Annotated in this window: 24 protein-coding genes and 1 pseudogene; 8 read left to right on the plus strand and 17 right to left on the minus strand. The window is 68.3% G+C overall.

The features are described from left to right. Positions 1 to 8: 8 nt before the first annotated feature. Positions 9 to 2504 (minus strand): DNA topoisomerase (ATP-hydrolyzing) subunit B, encoded by a 2496-nt coding sequence (gene gyrB / locus BHE75_RS01830; RefSeq protein WP_438830579.1) that lies wholly within the window; start codon positions 2502 to 2504, stop codon positions 9 to 11. 103 nt (positions 2505 to 2607) lie between these two features. Then, positions 2608 to 3177 (minus strand): energy transducer TonB, encoded by a 570-nt coding sequence (locus BHE75_RS01835; protein WP_070932001.1) that lies wholly within the window; start codon positions 3175 to 3177, stop codon positions 2608 to 2610. 140 nt (positions 3178 to 3317) lie between these two features. Between BHE75_RS01835 and BHE75_RS01840 the strand changes: the two genes are divergently transcribed. Next, entirely contained in the window at positions 3318 to 3908 is a 591-nt protein-coding gene (locus BHE75_RS01840; protein WP_070932003.1) for a hypothetical protein, read from the plus strand. Here the strand turns inward: BHE75_RS01840 and recF are convergent. The 6 genes from recF to BHE75_RS01870 all read right to left on the minus strand — a co-directional run bounded on the left by recF (position 3890) and on the right by BHE75_RS01870 (position 10619). Beyond that, positions 3890 to 4996: a DNA replication/repair protein RecF gene (gene recF, locus BHE75_RS01845; RefSeq protein ID WP_015459040.1), complete on the minus strand. Its 1107-nt coding sequence runs from the start codon at positions 4994 to 4996 to the stop codon at positions 3890 to 3892. The two genes, BHE75_RS01840 and recF, sit on opposite strands and share 19 nt — an antisense overlap. 83 nt (positions 4997 to 5079) lie before the next feature. Beyond that, a complete protein-coding gene (locus BHE75_RS01850) occupies positions 5080 to 6090 on the minus strand; it encodes a GGDEF domain-containing protein (RefSeq protein ID WP_015459041.1) in 1011 nt (336 codons plus the stop codon). A 124-nt stretch (positions 6091 to 6214) separates the two neighbouring features. Further along, positions 6215 to 7774 carry an RNA polymerase factor sigma-54 gene (rpoN, locus tag BHE75_RS01855; protein WP_070932005.1) on the minus strand — a complete coding sequence of 520 codons (1560 nt, stop codon included), beginning with the start codon at positions 7772 to 7774 and terminating at the stop codon, positions 6215 to 6217. A 45-nt stretch (positions 7775 to 7819) separates the two neighbouring features. Beyond that, positions 7820 to 8599 carry an LPS export ABC transporter ATP-binding protein gene (gene lptB, locus BHE75_RS01860; protein ID WP_015459043.1) on the minus strand — a complete coding sequence of 260 codons (780 nt, stop codon included), beginning with the start codon at positions 8597 to 8599 and terminating at the stop codon, positions 7820 to 7822. A gap of 211 nt (positions 8600 to 8810) precedes the next feature. Then, entirely contained in the window at positions 8811 to 10019 is a 1209-nt protein-coding gene (gene rlmN, locus BHE75_RS01865) for a 23S rRNA (adenine(2503)-C(2))-methyltransferase RlmN (RefSeq protein WP_070935374.1), read from the minus strand. A gap of 111 nt (positions 10020 to 10130) precedes the next feature. Then, a complete protein-coding gene (locus tag BHE75_RS01870; RefSeq protein ID WP_070932007.1) occupies positions 10131 to 10619 on the minus strand; it encodes a hypothetical protein in 489 nt (162 codons plus the stop codon). A gap of 153 nt (positions 10620 to 10772) precedes the next feature. On the opposite strand from BHE75_RS01870, the gene BHE75_RS01875 reads away from it, so the two are divergent. From BHE75_RS01875 to dnaN, 3 genes are all read left to right on the plus strand, one after another. Continuing rightward, the gene (locus BHE75_RS01875) at positions 10773 to 11348 is read left to right on the plus strand and encodes an outer membrane protein (protein WP_070932008.1); all 576 of its coding nucleotides are present in this window, start codon (positions 10773 to 10775) and stop codon (positions 11346 to 11348) included. 290 nt (positions 11349 to 11638) lie between these two features. Then, on the plus strand, positions 11639 to 12154 hold the full coding sequence (locus BHE75_RS01880; RefSeq protein ID WP_070932010.1) for an outer membrane protein: 516 nt from the start codon (positions 11639 to 11641) through the stop codon (positions 12152 to 12154). Positions 12155 to 12306: 152 nt separating this feature from the next. Further along, positions 12307 to 13419, plus strand: coding sequence for a DNA polymerase III subunit beta (gene dnaN / locus BHE75_RS01885; protein WP_015459048.1), 1113 nt, complete (start codon positions 12307 to 12309; stop codon positions 13417 to 13419). Positions 13420 to 13814: 395 nt separating this feature from the next. Here dnaN and BHE75_RS01890 read toward each other — a convergent pair whose 3' ends face one another. The 3 genes from BHE75_RS01890 to BHE75_RS01900 all read right to left on the minus strand — a co-directional run bounded on the left by BHE75_RS01890 (position 13815) and on the right by BHE75_RS01900 (position 16415). Then, complete coding sequence (locus tag BHE75_RS01890; RefSeq protein WP_070932012.1) at positions 13815 to 15314, minus strand: catalase; 1500 nt, start codon at positions 15312 to 15314, stop codon at positions 13815 to 13817. Positions 15315 to 15411: 97 nt separating this feature from the next. Further along, positions 15412 to 15984: a DUF2585 domain-containing protein gene (locus BHE75_RS01895; RefSeq protein WP_070935376.1), complete on the minus strand. Its 573-nt coding sequence runs from the start codon at positions 15982 to 15984 to the stop codon at positions 15412 to 15414. Continuing rightward, the gene (locus BHE75_RS01900; RefSeq protein WP_015459051.1) at positions 15981 to 16415 is read right to left on the minus strand and encodes a lipocalin-like domain-containing protein; all 435 of its coding nucleotides are present in this window, start codon (positions 16413 to 16415) and stop codon (positions 15981 to 15983) included. The genes BHE75_RS01895 and BHE75_RS01900 overlap by 4 nt, the downstream gene beginning before the upstream one ends. A gap of 167 nt (positions 16416 to 16582) precedes the next feature. Here BHE75_RS01900 and gmk point away from each other — a divergent pair, with 167 nt between their 5' ends. The 3 genes from gmk to BHE75_RS01915 all read left to right on the plus strand — a co-directional run bounded on the left by gmk (position 16583) and on the right by BHE75_RS01915 (position 18326). Next, complete coding sequence (gene gmk, locus BHE75_RS01905; RefSeq protein WP_015459052.1) at positions 16583 to 17215, plus strand: guanylate kinase; 633 nt, start codon at positions 16583 to 16585, stop codon at positions 17213 to 17215. An 89-nt stretch (positions 17216 to 17304) separates the two neighbouring features. Next, complete coding sequence (locus tag BHE75_RS01910; RefSeq protein WP_015459053.1) at positions 17305 to 17865, plus strand: hypothetical protein; 561 nt, start codon at positions 17305 to 17307, stop codon at positions 17863 to 17865. Further along, on the plus strand, positions 17862 to 18326 hold the full coding sequence (locus tag BHE75_RS01915) for a cupin domain-containing protein (RefSeq protein WP_070932014.1): 465 nt from the start codon (positions 17862 to 17864) through the stop codon (positions 18324 to 18326). The genes BHE75_RS01910 and BHE75_RS01915 overlap by 4 nt, the downstream gene beginning before the upstream one ends. 19 nt (positions 18327 to 18345) lie before the next feature. Here the strand turns inward: BHE75_RS01915 and BHE75_RS24825 are convergent. Then, positions 18346 to 18672, minus strand: a pseudogene (locus BHE75_RS24825) (glycine zipper 2TM domain-containing protein); the annotation flags it as partial. 540 nt (positions 18673 to 19212) lie between these two features. Beyond that, positions 19213 to 19962, minus strand: a complete 750-nt coding sequence (locus BHE75_RS01925) for a sulfite exporter TauE/SafE family protein (protein WP_041865374.1) — start codon at positions 19960 to 19962, stop codon at positions 19213 to 19215. 136 nt (positions 19963 to 20098) lie between these two features. Between BHE75_RS01925 and BHE75_RS01930 the strand changes: the two genes are divergently transcribed. Beyond that, on the plus strand, positions 20099 to 20590 hold the full coding sequence (locus BHE75_RS01930) for a hypothetical protein (protein WP_015459057.1): 492 nt from the start codon (positions 20099 to 20101) through the stop codon (positions 20588 to 20590). A gap of 28 nt (positions 20591 to 20618) precedes the next feature. Here BHE75_RS01930 and BHE75_RS01935 read toward each other — a convergent pair whose 3' ends face one another. From BHE75_RS01935 to hemC, 4 genes are all read right to left on the minus strand, one after another. Then, positions 20619 to 21314, minus strand: a complete 696-nt coding sequence (locus BHE75_RS01935; RefSeq protein ID WP_015459058.1) for a pirin family protein — start codon at positions 21312 to 21314, stop codon at positions 20619 to 20621. 128 nt (positions 21315 to 21442) lie between these two features. Then, complete coding sequence (locus tag BHE75_RS01940) at positions 21443 to 22366, minus strand: hypothetical protein (protein WP_070932016.1); 924 nt, start codon at positions 22364 to 22366, stop codon at positions 21443 to 21445. A gap of 15 nt (positions 22367 to 22381) precedes the next feature. Then, complete coding sequence (locus BHE75_RS01945) at positions 22382 to 23074, minus strand: uroporphyrinogen-III synthase (RefSeq protein WP_070932017.1); 693 nt, start codon at positions 23072 to 23074, stop codon at positions 22382 to 22384. Further along, entirely contained in the window at positions 23071 to 23985 is a 915-nt protein-coding gene (hemC, locus tag BHE75_RS01950; RefSeq protein ID WP_070932019.1) for a hydroxymethylbilane synthase, read from the minus strand. Before hemC ends, BHE75_RS01945 begins: the two co-directional genes overlap by 4 nt. Positions 23986 to 23998 lie beyond the last annotated feature (13 nt).

Here is a 23998-nt window from a genome sequence, read left to right on the forward strand (position 1 = left end):
CGATCCGATCACACGTCGAGATTGGCGACGGAGAGGGCGTTTTCCTGGATGAATTCGCGGCGCGGCTCGACGATGTCGCCCATCAGGCGGGTGAAGATCTCGTCGGCCACGTCGGCCTGCGACACCTCGACCTGCAGCATCGAGCGGTTGGCCGGATCGAGCGTGGTTTCCCAGAGCTGCTCGGCATTCATCTCGCCCAGGCCCTTGTAGCGGCTGATCGACAGACCCTTGCGGCCGGCGGCGAAGATCGCCTCCAGCAGCTCGGACGGGCGCGTCACCGGCTTGCCGCGCGTGTCGATCGCGGGCTCGTCGCCCTCCTCGGCCTCGGCCGCCTTTTCCGCCGCCTTGACCGCGACGATGCGCGCGGTGGTGGCGTAAGTCGTCGCCTGCTCGGCGGCGAGCGTGTGGNGCTTGCGCGCTTCCTGCGAGGCGACGAAGGCGCCGTCGATGACGTGGTGATCGCTCACCCCGCGCCACAGGCGGACGAGATGATAGCCGCCGTCGGAAGTGGCGGTGCCGCTCCAGCTCGCTTCCGGGTCGCCGCGGCCGAGCCAGCCGGCCACGCGCGCGGCGGCCTCGGCATGGGCTTCCGGCGAACCGGCGGGATCGAGCGCGCCGGTCAGCGCCAGCGCCTCGACGATCGCGGGATCGTAGCGGCGCGGCACATAGCCCATCAGCGTGCGCATGCGGCGGGCATGATCGATCAGCCCGCGCAGATCCTCGCCCGAGCGCGCGCCGCCGGCGGTTTCCAGCACCATCGATCCGATGCCGGCATCGACCAGATATTCGTCGAGCGCGGCATTATCCTTGAGGTAGACCTCGGACCGGCCCTTGGCCACCTTGTAGAGCGGCGGCTGGGCGATGAAGAGGTGCCCCTTCTCGATGATGTCCGGCATCTGCCGGTAGAAGAAGGTGAGCAGCAGCGTGCGGATGTGGGCGCCGTCCACGTCGGCGTCCGTCATGATGACGATCTTGTGGTAGCGCAGCTTCTCGATGTTGAAATCGTCGCGGCCGATGCCGGTGCCGAGCGCCTGGATCAGCGTGCCGATTTCCTTGGACGACAGCATCCGGTCGAACCGCGCGCGCTCCACGTTCAGGATCTTGCCCTTGAGCGGCAGGATCGCCTGATAATGGCGGTCACGGCCCTGCTTGGCCGAGCCGCCGGCCGAATCACCCTCGACCAGGAACAGTTCGGACTTGGCGGGATCGCGCTCCTGGCAGTCGGCAAGCTTGCCGGGCAGCGAGGCGATGTCCATCACGCCCTTGCGCCGGGTCAGCTCGCGCGCCTTGCGGGCGGCCTCGCGCGCGGCGGCGGCGTCGATCACCTTCTGGATGATCGCGCGGGCATGGGCGGGATTTTCCTCCAGCCAGTCGGCCAGCTTGTCCGCCATCAGCGCCTCGAGCGGCTGGCGCACCTCGGACGAGACCAGCTTGTCCTTGGTCTGCGAGCTGAACTTCGGATCGGGCAGCTTGACCGAGACGATCGCGGTAAGGCCCTCGCGCATGTCGTCGCCCGTCAGCGTCACCTTCTCCTTCTTCAGGAGGCCGGACTTGTCGGCATAGGCGTTGAGCGTGCGGGTGAGCGCCGCGCGGAAGGCGGCGAGGTGGGTGCCGCCGTCGCGCTGCGGGATGTTGTTGGTGAAGCAGAGAACCTGCTCGTAATAGCTGTCATTCCATTCCAGCGCGACATCGATGCCGACATCGTCGCGCTGGCCGGTGATCGCCACCGGCTCCGGCATCAGCGGGGTCTTGGCGCGATCGAGATATTTCACGAAGGCGGCGATGCCCCCTTCGTAGAACAGCTCCACCTCCTTCTTCTCGGCATGGCGGGCATCGATCAGGAATAGCCGCACGCCGGAATTGAGGAAGGCGAGCTCGCGATAGCGATGCTCCAGCTTGTCGAAATCGAACTCGGTGACGTTCTTGAACGTGTCCGTCGAAGGCAGGAAGGTGACGCGCGTGCCCTTCTTCCCGTTGGACGGGCCGACCACCTTGAGCGGGGCCACGGCATCGCCGCGCTGGAAGCGCATATAATGCTCCTCCCCGTCGCGCCAGATGGTGAGATCGAGGAAATCGGACAGCGCGTTCACCACCGACACGCCGACGCCGTGGAGGCCGCCCGAAACCTTGTAGGCGTTGGAATCCGACGTGTTGTCGAACTTACCGCCGGCATGGAGCTGGGTCATGATGACCTCGGCCGCCGACACGCCTTCCTCGGCATGGATGCCGGTGGGGATGCCGCGGCCATTATCCTCGACCGAGACCGATCCGTCGGGGTTGAGGGTGATCAGGATAAGGTCGCAATGCCCGGCCAGCGCCTCGTCGATCGCATTGTCCGAAACCTCGAACACCATATGGTGCAGGCCCGAACCGTCATCGGTATCGCCGATATACATGCCGGGCCGCTTGCGCACGGCATCGAGGCCCTTCAGGACCTTGATCGAATCGGCGCCATAATCGTTGGGGGAAGGGGTGTTCTCGGGTTCGCTAGCCATGTCGAGCATATAGGGAATCGAAGCGCCAAACCCAAGCGAAATGGGTGGCGGCGGGCCCTTCGGGCGCGCGGTTCGCGCTGGCCCGCGGCCCGGATGCCGCGGCGCCGGCGCTTCACCGCTTCGGCGGCGCTTCCCACGCCACGTCGCGCATGCCGATGGCGCGGACCGGTTGGCCTTTTAGCGTCGCCGGCATGTAGCGGGCGCGGGCGAGGATGAGGGTGCAGGATCGCTGGTCGAGATCGGCCGATCCACTGGAAAGGAATACCCAGCAGGCGGCCGCCTTGCCGGTCTCGTCCACCTCCACCACCGCGCGCGTCGTGCCGGAATCGCCGCGTCTGACCGCGCGTTCGGGATAGTCGGCGGGCGTCACCAGCGGCTGGGCGTCCGCCACCGGCAGGGCGGGCTTGATGTCGCGGGGCACGCCGCGATTGCGCAGCGTATCGCAGGCGCGATAGTCGCGGCGGACGGATTTGGTGCTGACGATCGCCGTGCACTGGCTGATATTGCCCATGCCGTCGGCCGTGTAGGCGAGCGTCGCCTTGTCGATCACCACGGCCGGAAACAACGCTCCGTCACGGGTGGCGCCGCTCGGAAAGATCACGGCGGCGGCGGGCGCGGCCGCCCCGGCGATCAGCAGGATGGCGAGCAGGCGGGCGCGGAGCGGCCGCGTGGACGATGGCATTCTGATCCCCCCGGATATCTGTTCGATGCGATGGTCGTAGCCGCCAGCCTAATGGCGGAGGGCGGCAAGGAAAAGGCCGGTTTTTGGCGGTAGGGGAATGGGATGATAGGCTCGCTGCCCGATGGGATGGAGCGCCGCCGATGCCGCCGGAACCCGACAGCCACGAAATCTACCTGCATCTGCGGGTGCTGATCGGGGTGGTGCTGGGCCTCAGCCTCACCCGCATCCTTTCCGGCCTGTCCCGGCTGGTGCAGCATCCCGGTCGGGTGCCGCTTTATGCCCCGCACCTCTTGTGGGTGCTGGTGATCCTGGTTTCGGCGATTCATTTCTGGTGGTGGGAATTCGGGCTGGCCACGATCCGCGTCTGGCGGTTCGAGCTGTTCGTCTTCATCCTGTTCTACGCGTTCCTCTGGTTCCTGCTGGCGAGCCTGCTCTTCCCGGACGATCTGGCCGAATATGCCGGTTATGAGGATTATTTCCTGTCGCGGCGGCGCTGGTTCTTCGGGCTGTTCGCGCTCACCTTCGTGGTCGATTATTTCGATACGATCCTGAAGGGGCCGGCGCGGCTGGCGCAGCTCGGGCCGGAATATGAGGTCCGGCTGGCGGCGGGGGTGCTGCTGTGCCTCGCGGCGATGGCGACGCGCAATCGCGCCTTTCACCTCGCCTTCGCCGGCCTGTTCCTTCTCTATGACCTGAGCTGGATCGAGCGGGCCTATGACCTGCTGGGATGAGCGACCGGAACGACGGCCCCGGCGGCGACGGTGAGGTGCTGGGCGCCGGCGGGCGCGGCCTCGAACAAGGCGGGTTCCGTGCCGGTCATCCACACCTGGCCGCCGCCGGCCGCCAGCCGATCGAACAGGGCGGCGCGGCGCAGCGGATCGAGATGGGCGGCGACCTCGTCGAGCAGCAGCACCGGCCGGCGGCCGACCCGTTCGGCGACCAGATCGGCATGGGCGAGGACGATGCCGAGCAGCAGCGCCTTCTGCTCGCCGGTCGACGCGCGCGCGGCCGGCTGGCCCTTGGCGCGATGGATGACGGCAAGGTCGGCGCGGTGCGGGCCGGTGAGCGTCCTCCCTGCCACGGCATCGCGGGCGCGGCCGGCGGCGAGCGCCTCGCGCAGCGCGGCCTCCGCCATCGCCTCGCCGCCTTCGATCGCCAGCGCGGCGCGGGCGAAGGGGCCTTCGGGCTGGCGGGCGATGCGTTCGTCCAGCGCCGTGACGGTGCGCGCCCGCGCTTCAGCCACCGCCGCGCCATGTTCCGCCATCGCCGCTTCCAGCGAGGCGAGCCAGGCGGGATCGGCGCGGCGGCCGCTGTCCCGCTCCTCCGCCAGCAGCCGGTTGCGCGCGCGCATCGCCGCCTCGTAGCGTGCGGCATGGGCGGCGTGGCCGGGTTCCAGCGCCAGCACCAGCCGGTCGAGGAAGCGGCGGCGGCCGCCCGCGCCCTCCACGAACAGCCGGTCCATCGCCGGGGTGAGCCACAGCACCGCCAGCCATTCCGAAAGCGCGTTGGCCGATGCTGCCGCCCCGTTGATCCGCACCTGCCGCCGTTCAGGTGCAGAGGCGAGCGTGCCGGTGCCGATCTCGACATCGCCGGCCAGCCGCGCGGCGACGGCGAAGCCGCCCGGCCCGTCGCTGCGGGCCATTTCGGAAAGCGCCGCCCCGCGCAGCCCCCGGCCGGGGGTGAGCAGCGAGACGGCCTCCAATATATTGGTCTTGCCCGCGCCATTCTCGCCGGTCAGCACGATCAGCCCCGGCTCGCAGGCGAGCAGCGCCTGGCCGTAGGATCGGAAATCGGTGAGCGCGAGGCGGGTGACGGCCATGCCATCCCCTAGAGCGGTTTCGTGGCGGATGGAATCATCCGCTGATCGGGCGCGCTTCGGTCAGCGGATTTCCGGGCGGGCGCTCAATCCGCCGCGTAGATGCGGTTGCGGCCGTCGCTCTTGGCCCGATAGAGCGCGTCGTCGGCCGCCTTCAGCATGGCCGAGGTGTCGCGCCGCCCGCGCATGCCGGCGATGCCGGCCGAGAAGGTGACGCGGCCGAGCGTCTCGCCCGTCTGGCGCAAGGTCACCTGCCGGGCGGCGACATCGGCGCGGATCGTATCGAGCTGGGCCATGGCGTCGCGCGGCTCGGCGCCGTCGAAGACAACGACGAACTCCTCGCCGCCATAGCGCGCGACGAACAGGCTGTCCGATCCCACGCGGGAAAGGGCGGACGCGATCAGCCGGATCACCTGATCGCCGATCGGATGGCCGTGCGTGTCGTTGATCCGCTTGAAATTATCGATGTCGCAGATGGCGAGGGAGAAGGTGCGGCGCTGGGCGCGCGCGGCCTCGAAGGCGTCGCGCAGCCGCGCCTCCAGCGCGCGGCGGTTGGGCAGGCCGGTCAAGGGATCGCTGTTGGCCGATACCGATGCCTCGGCAAGGCGGGTGCGCAGCTCCTGTATCTCGTCGGATGCCTTGCGGATGCGGTCCTCGGCCGCCCAGGCGCGCTCGGTCATCAGCCGGGTTTCGGCCAGCAGCTCGGCGATCACCGCCTCCGGCCCCTCGCCGGTCGCGAGCGTGACGGCACCCGCTTCCAGCACGTCGGCGAAGCGGCGGGTGTCGCCCTGCGTCTCGCCGATCACATGGGCGGCTTCCTCCGCCTTCTGCCGGGCCTGCTGGGCAAAGCGCATGATCTCGTCGCTGGTGACGGTGCGGCTGTGGACCGCCATCAGCCCGGCCAGCGCCGTGCGGGTCAGCCCGCCATGGCGCTCTATCGCCTGGTCGAAGGTCTTCACCAGCGCGGTATCGCCCATCACATAACGGCGGCAGAGATCGAAATTGGCGACCGTCGGCTCCAGCCCGTGCGTGAACAGGAGATCGCCGATGCGATCCCATGTCCGCCGCGCTTCCGATCTCTCCGGCATGTCCGGCATGAATATGGTCGCTCCCCCCGGCGGATCGAAACGGGCGGACGCCCGATACAGACGCCTGTTACCCCGGCTTCCGTTTCCGGGCTGTTAACGTAACGATCTGGAAAAATCCGCTAAACGCAGATGGTTAAGCGGCGTGCCGGGAAAGCGCCCGCTGGCGGCGGCGCTGGACGGACGATCCGAGGCCCAGGCCTTCGCGATATTTGGCGACGGTGCGGCGCGCGATATCGAAGCCGCGGGCCTTCAGCAGCTCGACCAGCTTGTCGTCGGACAGGATATCGTCGCCCTCGGCCGCGATCAGCTTGGCGATGTGGCTCTTCACCGCCTCGGCCGAAACCGCGTCGCCGCCGTCGGACGCCTGGATCGCGCTGGTGAAGAAATATTTCAGCTCGAACAGCCCGCGCTCGCACGACAGATATTTGTTGGATGTCACGCGGCTGACGGTGGATTCGTGCATGCCGATGGCGTCCGCCACCGCCTTCAGCGTCAGCGGGCGGAGATGCTCGACGCCGCGCGTGAAGAAGGCTTCCTGCTGCTGCACCAGCTCGCTCGCGACCTTCATGATCGTGCGGGCGCGCTGGTCGAGCGCCTTCACCAGCCAGTTGGCGCTGGCCAGGCAATCCGAAAGCCAGGCCTTGCTCGCCTTGTCGCGGGGGCCGCGCGCCAGTTCGACATAATAGGATCGGTTGACCAGCACGCGCGGCAGCGTGGCGGCGTTGAGCTCGATCGCCCAGCCGCCGGCGGTGCGCGCGACGAACAGGTCGGGCGTCACCGGCTGGATGCGCCCGCCGCCGAAGCGCAGGCCCGGTTTCGGATCATAATTGCGCAGCTCGCGGATCATGTCCGCCATATCCTCCTCGTCCACCCCGCAGATGCGGCGGAGCTGGGGGAGGGCGCCGCGCGCGAGCAGATCGAGATTGTCGATCAGCCGCGCCATGGCGGGGTCGTAGCGATCGACCTCCCTGGCCTGCAGCGCGATGCATTCGGCGAGCGTGCGGGCGCCGACGCCGGTGGGATCGAAGGTCTGGATCGTCGCCAGCACGCGCTCGACCTGCGCCAGCGGCACGCCCAGGCGCTGCGAGAGATCGAGCGGGGCGCCGGTGAAATAGCCGGCCTCGTCGATCAGGTCGACGATCATGCCGGCGATTATGAGGTCGTTGCCGGACAGGCTGCTGCCCGCCTGCGCCAGCAGATGATCCTGGAGGGACAGATCCTCCGCCATCGCCGAGAAATCGGGGCCGTCCTCCGAATAGCTGCCGCCCGAGGTGGCGATATCGAGGCCGAGGCCGCCGTCCAGCCCGCGCGCCGAATCGATCGCGCTGTCATGCTGGAACACGTCCGCGTCATAATCCACGTCCAGCGGCGCATCCGCCGTGGCGTCGCCGGTTTCGAACAGGCGGTCGGCGGTGGCGGGCTCCGGCCCTTCCCCGTCGAAATCGCCGCCGTCGCCATCGCCCGGCGCATCGTCGGAAAAATCGGGGGCGTCGCGGGTCTCGCCCGCGCCGTCGCGCTCGCCTTCGCCGGATGCCGCGCCCGCCTCCAGCAGCGGGTTCTTCTCCACCTCCTCGGCGATGAAGGCTTCGATTTCGAGGTTGGACAGCGCCAGCAGCTTGATCGCCTGCTGGAGCTGCGGCGTCATCACCAGCGACTGGCTCTGTCGCAGGTCGAGGCGAGGCCCCAGCCCCATCAGCGGCGCTCCCCTGCGGCGAAGGCGAGGACGGCGCGCATCATCTCAAAGCGCGAAGCTTTCGCCCAGATAGAGGCGGCGGACATTCTCGTCGGCCACCAGCGCCTCCGGGCTTCCGGAAAAGAGCACGCGCCCGTCATAGATGATGCAGGCGCGATCGACGATGTCGAGCGTTTCGCGGACGTTGTGATCGGTGATCAGCACGCCGATGTCGCGGCGCTTCAGATCCTTCACCAGATCGCGGATGTCGGCGATGGAGAGAGGGTCGATGCCGGCGAAGGGCTCGTCCAGCAGCATGATCGAGGGATCGGCCGCCAGCGCGCGGGCGATCTCGCAGCGCCGCCGCTCGCCGCCCGAAAGCGCCATCGCGGCCGAACCGCGCAGCCGTTCGATGTGAAATTCCGCGAGGAGGGTTTCCAGCCGCTGGGCGCGGACATCCTTGTCCGGCTCCACCATCTCCAGCACGGCGAGGATGTTCTGCTCCACCGTCAGCCCCCGGAAGATCGAGGTTTCCTGCGGCAGATAGCCCAGGCCCAGGATCGCGCGGCGATACATGGGCAGGCGGGTGATATCCTGCCCGTCCAGCAGGATGCGCCCGGCATCGGGCTTCACCAGCCCCATCACCGAATAGAAGCAGGTCGTCTTGCCCGCGCCGTTGGGGCCGAGCAGGCCCACCACCTCGCCGCGCGCCACGTCCAGCGAAACGTCCGTCAGCACCTGCCGGCGATCATAGGCCTTGGCGATCGACACGATCGAAAGCCCGCGCGCCACGCCTTCGGCTTCCGGAAAATGGGACGGCCTTTCGATGGTGGCGCTGTCGTTCATGCCGGGTCCGTTCGCATGGCAATGGTTGGCAAAGGGTTAGCCAAGCCGAATTGGCAGGCTTCATGCATGATAGCATCCCCGCCGGCAAGAAAAAGGGCGAAGCCGACAGGGCGAGCGGGAGGGCGCGATCGGCCGTGTTGCCGAAACGCATCGCAAGGGTGCGCAAACCGGGCGAAGGCATCGGGAGGCGCGATCCTCCCGATATCCCTGTTCAGCCGAGCGCGGCCTGCTTTTCGGCGGCGCGGCGATCGAGCTCGGCGCGGCTGATCTTTTCCGCGGCCGACTTGAGCTGGCCGCACGCGGCCATGATGTCCCGCCCGCGCGGCTGGCGGACCGGCGCGGAGATGCCGGCCTTGAACACGATGTCCGAGAAGCGCTGGATGCGCTCGTCGGTCGAGCATTCATAGGGCACGCCCGGCCAGGGATTGAACGGGATCAGGTTGACCTTGGCGGGCAGCTTGTAATGGCGGATCAGGCGGACCAGCTCGCGCGCGTCCTCGTCGCTGTCATTCTTGTCCTTCAGCATCACATATTCGAAGGTGATGCGCCGGGCGTTGTTGGCGCCGGGATAGGCGGCGCAGGCGGACAGCAGCTCCTCGATGCCGTATTTCTTGTTGATCGGCACGATCTCGTCGCGGATCTCCTTGGTGACGGCATGGAGCGACACGGCGAGGTTCACGCCGATCTCCTTGCCGGCGCGCTCCATCATCGGCACCACGCCGCTGGTGGAAAGCGTGATCCGCCGCTTGGAAAGCGCCAGCCCGTCCCCGTCCATAACGAGCGTCAGCGCATCGCGGACATTGTCGAAATTGTAGAGCGGCTCGCCCATGCCCATCATCACGATGTTGGTGAGCATGCGGCCCTCGGGCTGGCTGGGCCATTCGCCGAGCGCGTCGCGCGCCAGCATCACCTGGCCGACGATCTCGCCCGCCGTCAGGTTGCGGACCAGCTTCATGGTGCCGGTGTGGCAGAAGCGGCAGTTGAGCGTGCAGCCCACCTGGCTCGAGACGCAGAGCGTGCCCCGATCGGCATCGGGGATGAACACCATCTCATAATCCTGGCCGTCGTCCGACCGCAGCAGCCACTTGCGTGTGCCGTCCGTGGAGACCTGCGCCTGCACCACCTGCGGGCGGCCGATGACGAAGCGTTCCTCCAGCCAGGGATGCATCGTCTTGGCGATGTCCGTCATCGCGGTGAAATCGGTGGTGCCGCGATTGTAGATCCAGTGCCAGAGCTGTTTCGCCCGCAATTTCGCCTGTTTGGGCTCCAGCCCGGCATCGGCCAGCAGCGCGCGGAGCTGATCGCGGGTAAGGCCGATCAGGTCGACGCGGCCGTCGGCGCGGGGCACGGCGGCGCGCGGAACCGGCACAGGATCGATGCCGCCGGGAATCGGCATGGTGATGGGCTGGGGGGCGTTCATGCGCGCCCACATAGTGAAATCGGGCGGATTTTGCCAGTGAGAGGCTGTTTGGGCGAATCCGGCCTCGCCGGATTTGTGGGTGCCGGTGGGCGATGCCGCGCCGAAACCGCCTCAGCGGCCGGGCGCGCAGGCGATCGCGGCGGCGTCGATCGCGGTGGCGGCGCCGCGCAACTCATAATGGTCGCTCATCCGCTTGCCGTCCTCGCCGCGCGTCTCCACCCGCATCGAATCCCCGCCACGCATCGCCGCGACGATCGCGGCATCGGTGGCGGCATCGGGCGCCCAGGCATCCGCGCCGCCGGCGACCAGCGTGAAGCGCCGGCCGTCCACCGCCAGGGTCACCGGCGCGCCGCGCTGCTTCACCGCGCGCAGCCTGATGTGGAGCTGGCCGCGCACCTGCCGGCCGGGCCAGTGGGCGATCGAGGCGAAGGGGCGCCACTTGCCGGTGAGCGGCGCGTCGACCGCCTCGGCGATCGCATAGCAGCGCAGCGGCCGCACGTCGCGGAACGCCCCCCAGCCGCCGAACAGCCCCAGCGGCTCGCGCGCCTGCGCGGCACCGCCCAGCGCCGTCGCCAGCAATGTCGCTGCCATCCATATCATCGCCGAATCCCCACCAGCGGCCTCATCCGCTTATTGTTGCATCATTGCAACAGGGCAGACGCAGTCGCGCATCGTTCATCCGGGCGACAGGTGGGGCGGTGCCTTAAGGCCCCCGTCCCGCGATCGGGGCCAAGTACCTGATGGAGCTTTCTTATGCGTAAAGTAGCAACCGCCCTTCTGCTCGCCTCCGCCGTGGCCGCGACGCCCGCGCTGGCGCAGGACAATGCCGGTTCCTTCGCCGGTCCGCGCGTCGAGGGCGTGATCGGCTGGGATCGCACGCAGGCCAATGGCGGTCACGACGATGGCGTGCTCTACGGCATCGGCGCCGGCTACGACTTCCAGCGTGGCAACACCGTGTTCGGGCTTGAGACCGAACTCACCGATTCGGACGTGAAGCAGTGCATCGGCGCCGCGACGGCCGCCGATCCGCGCCTGTGCGCCAAGGCTGGCCGCGACATCTATGTCGGCGGTCGCGTCGGCTATGTCGTCGGCGGCTCGACCCTGCTCTACGCGAAGGCCGGCTACACCAACGGCCGCTACAAGGTTTCGGCCGATGACGGCACGGTCCGCATCTCGGACGGCCAGAATCTCGATGGCATCCGCGTCGGCGCCGGCGCCGAATATGCGATCGGCCCGAACTCCTACCTGAAGGCCGAATATCGCTATTCGAACTATGAGCAGGGCGTTTCGCGCCACCAGGCGCTCGCCGGCTTCGGCTTCCGCTTCTGATGCGGGCCTGAGGCCGGGCGACAGCCTGGCCGCCCTGCCCATGATTACGGGCAGGAAACATTCGGAAAAGGGCGTCGGCAGGTTGCTGCCGGCGCCCTTTCTGTTGTTGCATTAATGCAACTATTCCCGACATATTATCCCATATCGGCCATATTTTATTGGGTTTGACATGTTGTATATCGGCAACATCGCGAATTTTGCACTGGCTGACGCACATTCGCATTCCTAGATGGCGCTCTGCCGGTCGTTCGAAAACCCAAATAAGGCCGGCCAGAAAGCAGGAGTTTAGTATGAAGCGTTTTGCAGCCGCCGCCGTCGCGGCCCTCGTCGTCGCTACCCCGGCCCTCGCCCAGGACAGCGCCTCCTTCACCGGCCCGCGCGTCGAAGCCGTGCTCGGCTATGACGTCGTCTCCACCCCCGGCGTGAGCGATCCCGATGGCTTCCTCTACGGCGTCGGCGTCGGCTACGACGTTCAGGTGAAGGGCGTCGTGCTCGGCCTCGAGGGCGAGTGGACCGATTCCACCACCAAGAAGTATGGCGTGAACTCGGATCGCGACCTCTATGTCGGCGGCCGCATCGGCGTTCCGATCAGCAACATCGCGCTGCTCTACGGCAAGGTCGGCTACACCAACGCCCGCCTCGAGAGCGACGTCTACAGCAAGAACCTCGACGGCATCCGCCTCGGCGCCGGCATGGAATATGCGATCGGCGGCAACATGTTCGTGAAGGGCGAATATCGCTACTCGAACTATGAAGACGATCTATCGCGTCACCAGGTCGTCGGCGGCTTCGGCATCCGCTTCTGATGCCGGCCCGCCCGCATGGATGCGGGCGGCGATGAAAGAGGGGGCCGGGGCGGCAATGCCCCGGCCTCTTTTTTATGCGCAACCCACTGGCGGGCGCGGGAAGCCGCGCTATAACGCATATCCGTTTTGGCTGCGGGGAATCCGGGGAAGGTATGAAGGCTACGATCGAGCGGGCAACGCTGTTGAAGAGCCTGAGCCACGTCCAATCGGTGGTGGAACGGCGCAATACGATCCCCATCCTTTCCAACGTGCTGATCGAGGCGGCCGCCGATGGCGGGCTGAAGCTGATGGCGACGGACCTCGACCTGCAGATCGTCGAGACGATCGAGGCGGCGGTGGACGTGCCGGGCGCGACGACTGTTTCGGCGCACACCCTGTTCGAAATCGCGCGCAAGCTGCCAGAGGGATCGCAGGTCGAGCTTTCGGCCGCGGACGGCAAGATGAAGATCGTCGCCGGCCGGTCCAACTTCAACCTGCCGACGCTGCCGCGCGACGACTTCCCGGTGATCGCGGAAGGCGAGCTGCCGACCCGGTTCGAGCTGCCGGCCGCCACGCTGCGCCAGATCATCGACAAGACGCGCTTCGCCATCTCGACCGAAGAGACGCGCTATTATCTGAACGGCATCTTCCTCCACGTGTCGGACGAGGCGCAGCCGGTGCTGAAGGCCGCCGCGACCGACGGCCACCGCCTCGCCCGCGTCACCGTGGCGCGGCCGGACGGCGCGGCCGGCATGCCGGACGTCATCATCCCGCGCAAATGCGTGGGCGAGCTGCGCAAGCTGTTGGACGAGCTGGACGGCACGGTGGAGGTGTCGCTCTCCCCCACCAAGATCCGCTTCGGGCTGGGATCGGCGATCCTCACCTCCAAGCTGATCGACGGCACCTTCCCCGATTATACGCGCGTCATCCCGACCGCGAACGACAAGCTGCTCAAGCTCGATCCCAAGAGCTTCATGCAGGGTGTCGACCGCGTCGCCACGATCGCGAGCGAGAAGACCCGCGCGGTGAAGATGTCGCTGGATCGCGACAAGATCACGCTCTCCGTCACCAGCCCGGAAAACGGCACGGCGGCGGAGGAAGTGCCCGGCGAATATGTCGCCGACAGCTTCGACATCGGCTTCAACGCCCGCTACCTGATGGACATCCTCGGCCAGATCGAGGGCGACATGGTGGAAGTGCACCTGGCCGATGCCGCGGCACCGACGCTGATCCGCGAGAACGACACCGCACCGGCGCTCTACGTGCTGATGCCGATGCGCGTCTGAGGACATGAGGGCCGGGCGTGGGTGCCCGGCCCCCCTGACGGCGTTTCCGATCGGGCGAAACGCATCCCGAACATGGCGGACCGCGACGGCGCATCACGCCGTTGATCAAGCGCAAACCGGCGATCGTCATCGCCGATATCGTCGCCGCCTTTGCTGGACCGGATGCCGGGTCGGAAGGGGGGAGCCACCCGCCCGGGATGGCGCTTCCCATACCGGCGCGGAGCCCGGTAGCGGATGAATCCCATGGCGACGTGACGCGGCGATGACCTGTCGATGGCATCGCCGTTACCGGCCGTGCCCCCCGTCTCCCCGCGTCACGATCCGGCCCGGAAAGGGAAAGGCCGCGGGCGATGGTTCGCCCGCGGCCCTCCGCGCCTCATTCGATCATGATCCGCTTATTCGGCGGGCTCGAAGGCCGGCGGCTGGGTGTCGCGCGCATCCTCGAAGCCCGATCCTTCGGCCAGCGCGGCGCGCACGCCCGCGGCATAGGCCGGATCGATCTTCTCGAAATGGCCGATCTGGCGATCGACGATATGCTGCGGCACGCCCTGCATCGCCGCCGCGAGGTTGCGGAACAGGCGGTAGCGCTGGGTATCGTCGAACAGGTGGAACAGCGCGCGGGGCTGGGAATAATCGTCATTCCCCTCGCGATGGTCGTAACGCATCGCCTCGCCCGAGATGCGCAGCGGCGGCTCCAGATATTTCCTGTCCTCCACCGGGCCGCCGAAGCTGTTGGGCTCGTAATAGGCATCGGGGTTGCCGGTATCGTTGCGGAAGAACCGCATCGCGCCGTCCTTGTGATAATGGTGGACGGGGCAGCGCGGCGCGTTCACCGGCAGCGCCTCATAATGCGTGCCCAGCCGGTGGCGATGCGCATCGGCATAAGAGAAGATCCGCCCCTGCAGCATCTTGTCCGGCGAGAAGCCGATGCCGCGCACGATGTTGGAAGGCGAGAAGGCGGCCTGCTCGATCTCGGCGAAATAATTGTCCGGGTTGCGGTTCAGCTCGACCACGCCGACCTCGATCAGCGGATAATCGCCGTGCGGCCATACCTTGGTGAGGTCGAACGGATCATAAGGCGTCTTGCCCACGTCGGTTTCGGGCATGATCTGCACGAACATGTTCCAGCGCGGATATTCGCCGCGCTCGATCCCGCCGAACAAGGCCTCCTGGTAGGATTCGCGGGTGTGTCCGATCACGCCCACCGATTCCTCGTTGGTATAATGGCGGTGGCCCTGCTGGGTCTTGAAGTGGAACTTCACCCAATAACGTTCGCCCGCGTCGTTCCAGAAGGAATAAGTGTGGCTGCCATAGCCGTTCATGAATTGCGGCCCGATCGGCAGCCCGCGATCGGAGAACAGGATCGTCACCTGGTGGAGCGATTCGGGGCTCAGCGACCAGAAATCCCACATCGCCGTGGGCGATCGCATGTTGGTGCGGGGATGGCGCTTCTGGGTGCGGATGAAATCGGGGAATTTCAGCGGATCGCGCACGAAGAAGACGGGCGTGTTGTTGCCCACCAGATCCCAATTGCCTTCCTCGGTATAGAATTTGATGGCGAAGCCGCGCACGTCGCGCTCGGCATCCGCCGCGCCCTGTTCGCCGGCCACGGTGGAGAAGCGGATCAGCAGGTCCGTCTTCTTGCCGACCTGGGCAAAGACCCTGGCATTGGTGTAGCGGCTGATGTCGTTGGTGATGGTGAGCTGCCCGAAGGCGCCCCAGCCCTTGGCATGGACCACGCGCTCGGGAATCCGCTCGCGATTCTGATGGGCGAGCTTTTCGATCAGCTGATAGTCCTGCAGCAACAGCGGACCATGGCGCCCGGCGCTCAGCGAGTTCTGGTTGTCGCCCACCGGGGCGCCGGCAGTGGTCGTCAACGTCGTTCGGTCAGCCATGGTCGAGCCTTTCCTGGGAAGCGAGGACTGGGAAGGTGTCGGGTCTGGGTCTGCGACTCCAACGATTAAAGGCGCTGGCAGTGATCGGGCCTGTCGATCAGGCGCCGCCCTGCCAGGCGCGGACGGCCTCGATAGGCCACAGCAACATTAGCACGTTGAGCGTGAGATTGTCGCGGATCACCCACAAGGCGAGCAGTTCGAGCGCGACGGCAAGGGCGACGGTGGCGGCGACCGGCAGGCGCCACGCCAGAAGGAAGCCCAGCACCATCCAGCCGATATCGGCGGCGGAATTGAGCACGCTGTCGCCGGTATAGCCGAGCGCGATCGTCGCCTCGCGATAGCGGTCGATGACGAAGGGGGTGTTCTCGATCACCTCCCACGCCGCCTCGATGAGGACGGCCAGCACCAGCCGCTCGCCCACCGGCCGCCGGCGCAGCAGCAGCCAGCCGAGCGCGTAGAAGAGGAAGCCGTGGACGATGTGGCTGGGCGTATACCAGTCGGCGACATGCTGGCTGTTGCCGGCGTCGACCGCGCCGTGCCACAGCTCGATCGTGCCGCAGGTGCAGATCGGCGGGCGGCCCATCGCCAGGAGCGTGGCGATCGCGATCGCGGCGATCGCGGCGGCGATCAGGATATGGGTGCGGGCGATACCCCTGCGCGCCGGCCTCACGCCCCCGCCCGGCGCCACTCGATCGTCACCCAGCCGGTCGGCGCCTCGCCCTCCAGGAACAGATGGTCGTCGACGATCCGGCAGTGGCGCACCTGATCGCCCTTCACGTCCGGGTGCCAGGCGCCGTCGATATGATGGACGACGATGCAATGGGCGGCATCGACCGTGAAGCGGCCGAAATAGCCGACAAAGCCGTTGAAGGCCGCCCGCAGCTTTTCGATCGGGGCGCTGGCCGGCGGCGCGCCCAGCGGCTGGACGCCGGGACGCACCATCTGCACCGACATATGCCCGTCGGCGGTGTAGACCAGCAGCCCGCGCGCATCGCGGCCGAAGGGATAGTCCATATCCTCGTCGTGGCGGCGGTTCTTCCACAGCACTAGTTCCCAGGCGCCCAGCAGCTTGCGGCGCAGCTTCTCGTCATCCGCGGTCATGCGCTGTCCTCTCGATCGTCCCCTTGCGGCATCGCATCCGTCGCATCCTATGCTGTTGAACGCCCGATCGTTCCTTCGGGTGCCAGGCCCCGAAAGCGCTATCCTGCCTTCTTGCGTGGCAAAGCGCCACCCGTTGACCGAACCGGCGCGTGGAGGCAAAGGCGGCCATGCCTTACGCCAATCTCGCCCGTCGCGGTGTCCTCTTCGTGCTGTCCTCGCCGTCGGGCGCGGGCAAGTCGACCATAGCGCGCAAGCTGCTGGCCGCGGACAAGGGCATCACCATGTCGGTTTCTGCGACGACCCGGCCGATGCGCCCCGGCGAGCAGGAGGGGATCGACTATCATTTCGTCGACCTCACCGAATTCCGCCGGATGGTGGCGGACGGCGAGTTCCTGGAATGGGCGCATGTGTTCGACAACCGTTACGGCACGCCCAAGGCGCCGGTGCATGCCGCGCTCGAATCGGGGCGCGACGTGCTGTTCGATATCGACTGGCAGGGCGCGCAGCAGCTCCACCAGCAGGCCGGCGGCGATACGGTGCGCGTCTTCATCCTGCCGCCGTCGCTGGACGAGCTGCGCCGCCGCCTGACCGGGCGGGGCACCGACGACGCGGAGGTGATCGCCCGCCGCATGGAGCGCGCGGCGTCCGAGATCAGCCACTGGGACGGCTATGACTATGTGCTGGTCAACGACGATGTCGATCGCTGCTTCGAACAGGTCCGCACGATCCTGGAGGCCGAACGGCTGAAGCGCCGCCGCCAGACGGGGCTGATCGGTTTCACCCGCAAGCTGATGGGCTGAGGGGGCCGGCCCCGGAATCCGGCCAGCCTCTTCCGGCGGAACAGGAACGCGCCTAACCTGTTCATCATCCATACCTTGGGGAGGATGGCATGATCAGGCTGGGGCTGGGTGCGATCGCGGGCGGAATCGCCCAATGGCTGGTGGGCTTCATCTTCTGGGCAACGCCGCTCAGCGGGTTGGCCTTCAAGGTCGCCAACGAAAGCGAGAATGCCGCCGTGCAGGCCGCGCTCGCGCAGAATCTGACGCGGTCCGGCACCGGCACCTACATGGTGCCATGGCCCAACACCGCGCAGGGCACCACGCTCTACGGCCAGGGGCCGATCGCAACGATCCACTATAACAGCGCCGGCTTCCCGCTGGTGGATGCGGGATCGCTGTTCGGCGGGCTGACCCTGTCGATCATAACCGCCGCGCTGATCGGGCTGGCATTGTGGAGCGTCGCCGGGCGCGCCGCTTCCTTTGCCGAACGGCTGAAGCTGGTGGTGCTCTTCGCCGCCGCCGCCGTGCTCTATCTCGATCTCGGCCAGCCGGTGTTCAACCATTATGGCTGGGGCCACTTCATCTACATGGCGATCGGCGATTTCATCGGCCTCGTCGTGGCGGGCGCGGTGATCGCGCGCTGGTTCATGGCGACGCCCGCGCCGCGATGACGGGGGCGGGCGAGAGCGAGGCCGCGCGGCTGATCGCCGATCTCGCGCTGGCGCCGCATCCCGAAGGCGGCTGGTATCGCGAAACCTGGCGCGCCGATGCGGCGGACGGCGCCCGGCCCAGCGGCACGGCCATCCTGTTCCTGCTGGAGGAAGGCCAGCGATCCCACTGGCACCGGGTCGATGCGACGGAAATCTGGCTGTGGCATGCGGGATCGCCGCTGCGCCTGTCGGTGGCCGGCGGCGACGCCGGGGAGGACGATGCCGGGGAGGAGGTGCGGGAGGTGCGGCTTGGCGGCGATCTCCTCGCCGGGGAGATTCCCCAATATGTGATCGCCCCCCACCGCTGGCAGGCGGCGGCGGCCGATCGCGGCTGGGCGCTGGTTTCCTGCGTCGTCTCGCCCGGTTTCCGCTTCGAGGGGTTCGAGCTAGCGCCGCCCGGCTGGTCCCCGGACGGCGCCTGATCGAGGGCGGATCAGCCGGTCAGCGGCAGCGCACGCCGCCGCGATCGATCTCCCGCCCCAGCAGCGCGCCCGCGCCCGCGCCGATCAGCGTGCCCAATATCTGGGAATCGCCGTAGGTGAGCGAGTTGCCGAGAATGCCGCCGATCGCGCCGCCGATCAGCAGGCCGGTGGTGCCGTCGGGCCGGCGGCAATAATAGCGCCCGTCATAGCCGCGATAGACGCGATCGTAACGGCCGAGCTGCCGTTCCCGATAATAGCGCCCGTCGCGATAATAACGCTGCGCGTCATAGCCGCCGTAACGGGAATCGTAGCGGTTCCAGTCATAGTTGCGGTAGTTCCGCCAGTCGCCATAGGGCGTGTAACGCTGGGGCGACGTGGGCCGGTAGACCGGCCTGAGCGACGGCGCATGGTTGGGAGGCCGCGTCGCGGGCGGGCGATGCTGCGGCGGGCGCGTGTTCGGCGGCCGGTGATTGGGCGGGCGGCTGCTGGATGGCGGCCGGTGCTGCGGTGGACGCGTTTGCGGTGGCCGGTTCTGCGGCGGACGNGCCTGGGGCGGCCGGTTCTGCGGGGGTCGCGCATTTTGCGGCGGCCGCGAATTCTGCGGTGGGCGCGTATTGGGCGGCCGGTTCGGCGCCGGCTTGGTGCTCGGCTGGCGATTGGGGGCCGGGGCCGGGCGGGCTGCCGGCGCGGACGGGTTTGCCGGGCGCAGCGAGGGGGCGCCGGAAGGGGTGTTGGTCTGGGCATCGACGGCCGGAGTGGCCATCACCGCGATCAGGCCTGCCAGGATGAATGGGCGCATGCGGAACTCCCTTCATGGGTGGGATGGAAACTCCCGTCCGCGCCACCGGTTGCTTTCCCGCGCAAAAATATTCCGTAGCTGAAACGGTCAGGCCAGGGCATCCCACAGCAGCTTGGCGCCGACAAGGATCAGCAGCACGTAGATCAGGGTGTAGAAGCGTTCGGCGGATACCTTGCGCACCAGCACCACCCCGGCGAAGGTGGCCAGGATCGCGACCGGCATCAGCACGGCGGTGGCGGCGAGGTTGGTTCTGGTGAACTGGCCGAGCGCGGCATAGGCCGGCACCTTGATCCAGTTGACCGCCGCGAAGAAGATCGCGTTGGTGCCGACGAAGATGTCGCGCGGCAGCCGGCGCGGCAGCACCCACATCTGGAAGGGCGGGGCGCCGGCATGGGCGATCTGGCTGGTGAAGCCGGATATCATGCCGAAGATCGATCCCACCCAGCCGGGCGATTGCGAGGATGCGGTGATCGCCCCGCGCCGTTCGATCCACAGGCGATGGATGCCGAACAGCATCGCGATTACGCCCACCGCCGCCAGCACCGCATCCGCCGATACCCGCGCCGCCAGCAGCCATCCCAGGAAGATGCCGATCGCGGCGCCCGGCAGGGTGACCGCCAGCACATGGCCGTCCCACGTCTTGCGGAAGGCCCATACGCCCACCGCATCCTGCACGATCAGGATCGGCAGCAGGATCGCGGCCGCCTGCACCGGCGGCAGCGCCAGCGCCATCAATGGCATGCCGAGCGATCCCAGCCCGGCGAAGCCACCCTTGGCGAGGCCCACCAGGATCACGGCGGGAATGGCGAAGGCGTAGAAGGTCCATTCGGTGGGCATCGGCATCTCGCAAGGAAGGAAGCGGGCTGGAAACTTGCCTTCGGCCCGCGCCATCTAACCCCTTTCGGTGCCGTTGCAATTGGTGCAAGCTGCCTATCGTTGCGACAGGCATTGGCTGTGGACAGGGGAGGGACATGTGGTCGGACCCAGGATCTTCGGCACCTTCGCCGTGCTGGCGGTGGCTGGATGCGGCACCGGATCGACAACCGGTGTCGCCGAGGCCTCGCCAGATACCGGCATCATGATCGATCGGCGCCCGATGGGGCCGGAAAGCCATCTGGGCGCGCATCAGGTGGTGGTCGATTATTATGCGCTGCTTGCCAAGCGGCGCTACGACGATGCGTGGAAGCTGTGGGCGGACGCCGGCCGGGCGACGGGCAAGACGCCCGCCGAATTCGCCGAGGGCTTCGCCGATGTCGCCCGCTACGAGCCCAAGGTCGGCGGGATCGGGGCGATGCAGCGCGCGGGGGACAGGTTCACCATCACCGTCTATGTCGAGGTGAATGGCGAACATACCGACGGCGCGCCGATCCACCAGCAGGGATGGGTGAGCCTGAGCCGGCCGAAGGATGTGGGCGATGCCCCCTCCGGCCAGCCCGTATGGCATATCACCGGGGTGCCCGGATAAGGCACCCCGATGGGTTCGGGCGGATCGTTCAGGCCGCGTCGACCAGCACGATCTCCGCATCCTCGATCGCCGTCACCGTGATGGTGTCGAGATCGCGGATGGCGGCGCCGTCGCGGGCGTTCACCTCCACGCCGTTGACGCTCACCCGGCCGGCGGCCGGCACCATATAGCCGCGCCGGTCGGCACCCAGCCGGTAGGTCGCGCTCTCGCCCGCCTTCAAGGTCGCGCCGAGCACGCGGGCATCGGTGCGGATGCGCAGCGCGTCGTCATCGTCATAGCCGCTCGCCAGCACGACGAACTGGCCGGCCCGGTCGCCCTTGGGGAAGGGGCGGGCGCCCCAGCTCGGGCTTTCGCCCCGGCTGGTGGGCAGGATCCAGATCTGGAAGATGCGGGTGTCGACATCCTCCATATTATATTCGCTGTGGGCGATGCCGGTGCCGGCGGACATCACCTGGACGTCCCCGGCCTCGGTGCGGCCGTGATTGCCCAGATTGTCCTTGTGGGTGATCGCACCCTCGCGGACATAGGTGATGATCTCCATGTCCGAATGCGGATGGGGCGGGAAACCCGTCTTCGGCGCGATCACGTCATCATTCCACACGCGCAGGTTGCCCCAGCCCATCCGGGCCGGATCATGATAGTTGGCGAAGGAGAAATGATGGTGCGCATCGAGCCAGCCGTGGTTCGCGGCGCCGAGGCTCGAGAAGGGGCGAAGTTCGATCATGGTCGTGTCTCCCGAAGGGCGCCTGGAAAATGCGCCCTTGCTTGCAGGGAGAGATAGGCCCGATCGATTGCATTATAAATGCGAATGATCGAAAAGCATCGTTTCCGATCTTGGAGGGATGCCGCCGCTCAGGCCGGGGGCGCGGCGGGTGCTCGCTCGTTCGCCGGCGCACCGGGGGCCGGGGTTTCCGCGGCCGGCGGGGTATGAGCCGGTGCGCGGGGCGCCAGCAGCGCCGCCGTCTCGATGGTATCGAGCGCGTCGCGCGCGCCGGCATAGCGGCGGGCGGCGGCGATCCAGTCCTGCGCGCGCTCGCGGCCGGGCATGCGCGAAACCTCGGCCAGCGCCTCGGTCACGCGGCCGCCTTCCAGCGCGCGGCGGGCGCGGGCCAGCCGGTCGGCCGGCGCGGGCGAAGGCCGGTTGGCCTTGCGGATCACGATCATGCCGGCGATCTCGCGCTTCACGCCGTCCCACCAGCTTTCATTGGGGGCCTGCGAGGCCAGCGCCGGGGCGACGTCGCTCAGGCCGGATCGCAGGTCGTCCAGCGTCACCGGCTGGCGGCTGGCGGCGATGATCGTCGCCACCGCCTGCGGCTGGCTTTCGCCGAAACGGTCGCGCAGCAGGCCCTCGATATAGCCGAGCTGGACACCGCGATCGAGCGCGCGGCGCGCGGCGAAGGCGACCAGCAGCCCTTCGGCGCGATCGGCATTGCCGACGGCGGCGCTGGCCCGCGCATCGATCCGGCCCAGCCGCGCCTCGATATCCGAAACGCGCTGGTCGATCGCGGCCTGCGCCATCGGATCGATGAGGGGGAGGGAAGGGGCCGCCTGCGGCGGCGGCGGTGCCTCCACGATCGGGGGCTGGGCAGGGTCGGCCGGCTGGGTCAGCAGCTCCGCCGCCGGGCGCCAGCTATGGACGGCATAAGCGGTGATGCCCGCGCCCAGCACGAAGGCCGTGGTGGCCAGAAGCAAGGAGGGGCCTCGGCCGCGCTGCCGTTCCATCGTCACCGTCGCGGGCGCCGGCTGCGCTTCATGCTCCGTGCCTGGTTCTTCCATTCGGTGCGCCATGCCTCATCCGTTTCGCAATCGATCCGCTTGATCGCACAGCGCGGCCGCCACCGCCAGTAGGGCCGCATCGTCGGGGTGATCGGCGATGCCGATGGCAGCCCAGCCCTTGCCGGCGGCTTCGGCCACCGCCGGGCTGATCGCGGCGATGCCGATGCCCGCCGTCCGATCGACCAGGCCGGCGAAGTGGCGCGCCGCGCGCGGCGAATGGAGGAGCGCCACGGCGCCCTCCGCCAGGGCCGCCCGCGCCGGCCGGGGCAGCGCCTCCACGGCATCGGCCGCATAGACGATCGCACGATCGATGGCGATCGCCGGATGCGCCGCCGCACGATGCTCGCGACCGGCGAGGTGCAGCAGGCGGCGGTGGCCGGCGGCGGCGATCCGCTCCAGCAGGGCCGGTGCATCGGCATCGCCGGCCTGGATATCGGCAAAGCCCGCCGCCCGCGCGGCATCGGCGGTGGCGGCGCCCACCGCGAACGCGGGCAGCGCGCGATAGGCGGCCAGCCCGTCTCCGCCCAGCCGGGCGGCGGCGGCGGATGTCAGCATCACGGCATCGAACCGGTCCGCCGGCGGCGGTTGCCAGGGCAGCGGCCGGGTGACGAAGAGCGGGGCGACCACCGCCTCCAGCCCCAGCGCGGCCGCCCGCGCGGCGGTGGCCGACGCGCCCGGCTCGGGCCGCAGGATGAGGACGCGCCTCACCGGCCGAACAGGCGCCTCAGCCGCGGGCTGGCGCGGGCCAGCAGGTTGGCGGCAAGGGCGGCCGCCTCGTCGGGGCCGTGGACGATGGCCTCGCCGCCCGATTGCTCGCCGCCATCCTCGGTCAGGATTTCGGCGCGCAGGCGATAGGCGCCGTCGGCCGCGGGTTCGGCGAGGGCCGCCACGGGCGATCGGCAATCGGCGGCCAGCGCGGCGAGCAGCGCGCGCTCGATCCGCACGCAGGCGCTGGTCGGGGCATGATCGATCGCCGCCAGCGCCGCGCGCATGTCCGCATTGGCGGCCAGCGTCTCGATGCCCACCGCGCCCTGGGCGGGGGCAGGCAGCATGGTTTCGATCGGGATCGGCGCGCCCACGTCCGGCCGGTCCAGCCGGCTGAGGCCGGCGGCGGCGNGCAGGGTGGCGTCCGCCTCGCCGGCGGCGAGCTTCGCCAGCCGCGTGTCGACATTGCCGCGGAACAGCGTGACACTCGCATCTGGCCGCGCGCGGCGCACCTGCGCGGCGCGGCGCGGGGATGAGGTGCCGATCACCGCGCCCTCGGGCAGCGCCGCCAGGCTTTCCGCGCCGATCAGCCGGTCCCGCACGTCGGCGCGGGGCAGCATCGCCGCGATCACGATCTCGGCCGGGCGGGCCGTCTCGACATCCTTCATCGAATGGACGGCGAAATGGATCCCGCCATCCGCCAGCGCCCGGTCCAGCTCCTTGGTCCACAGCGCCTTGCCCCCTACATCGGCCAGCGCGCGATCCTGGATGCGATCGCCGCTGGTGCGGATGGGGACGATCTCGATCGCGTCGTCCGCCCAGCCATGCGCCGCCATCAGCGCGGACTTGACCATATTGGCCTGGGTGAGGGCGAGCGGCGATCCGCGCGTGCCGAGACGAAGAGGAAATTGCATGAAGGTTGCCCTA

It is taken from the genome of Edaphosphingomonas haloaromaticamans (assembly GCF_001853345.1).
GTDB classification, from domain to species: domain Bacteria; phylum Pseudomonadota; class Alphaproteobacteria; order Sphingomonadales; family Sphingomonadaceae; genus Sphingomonas_E; species Sphingomonas_E fennica.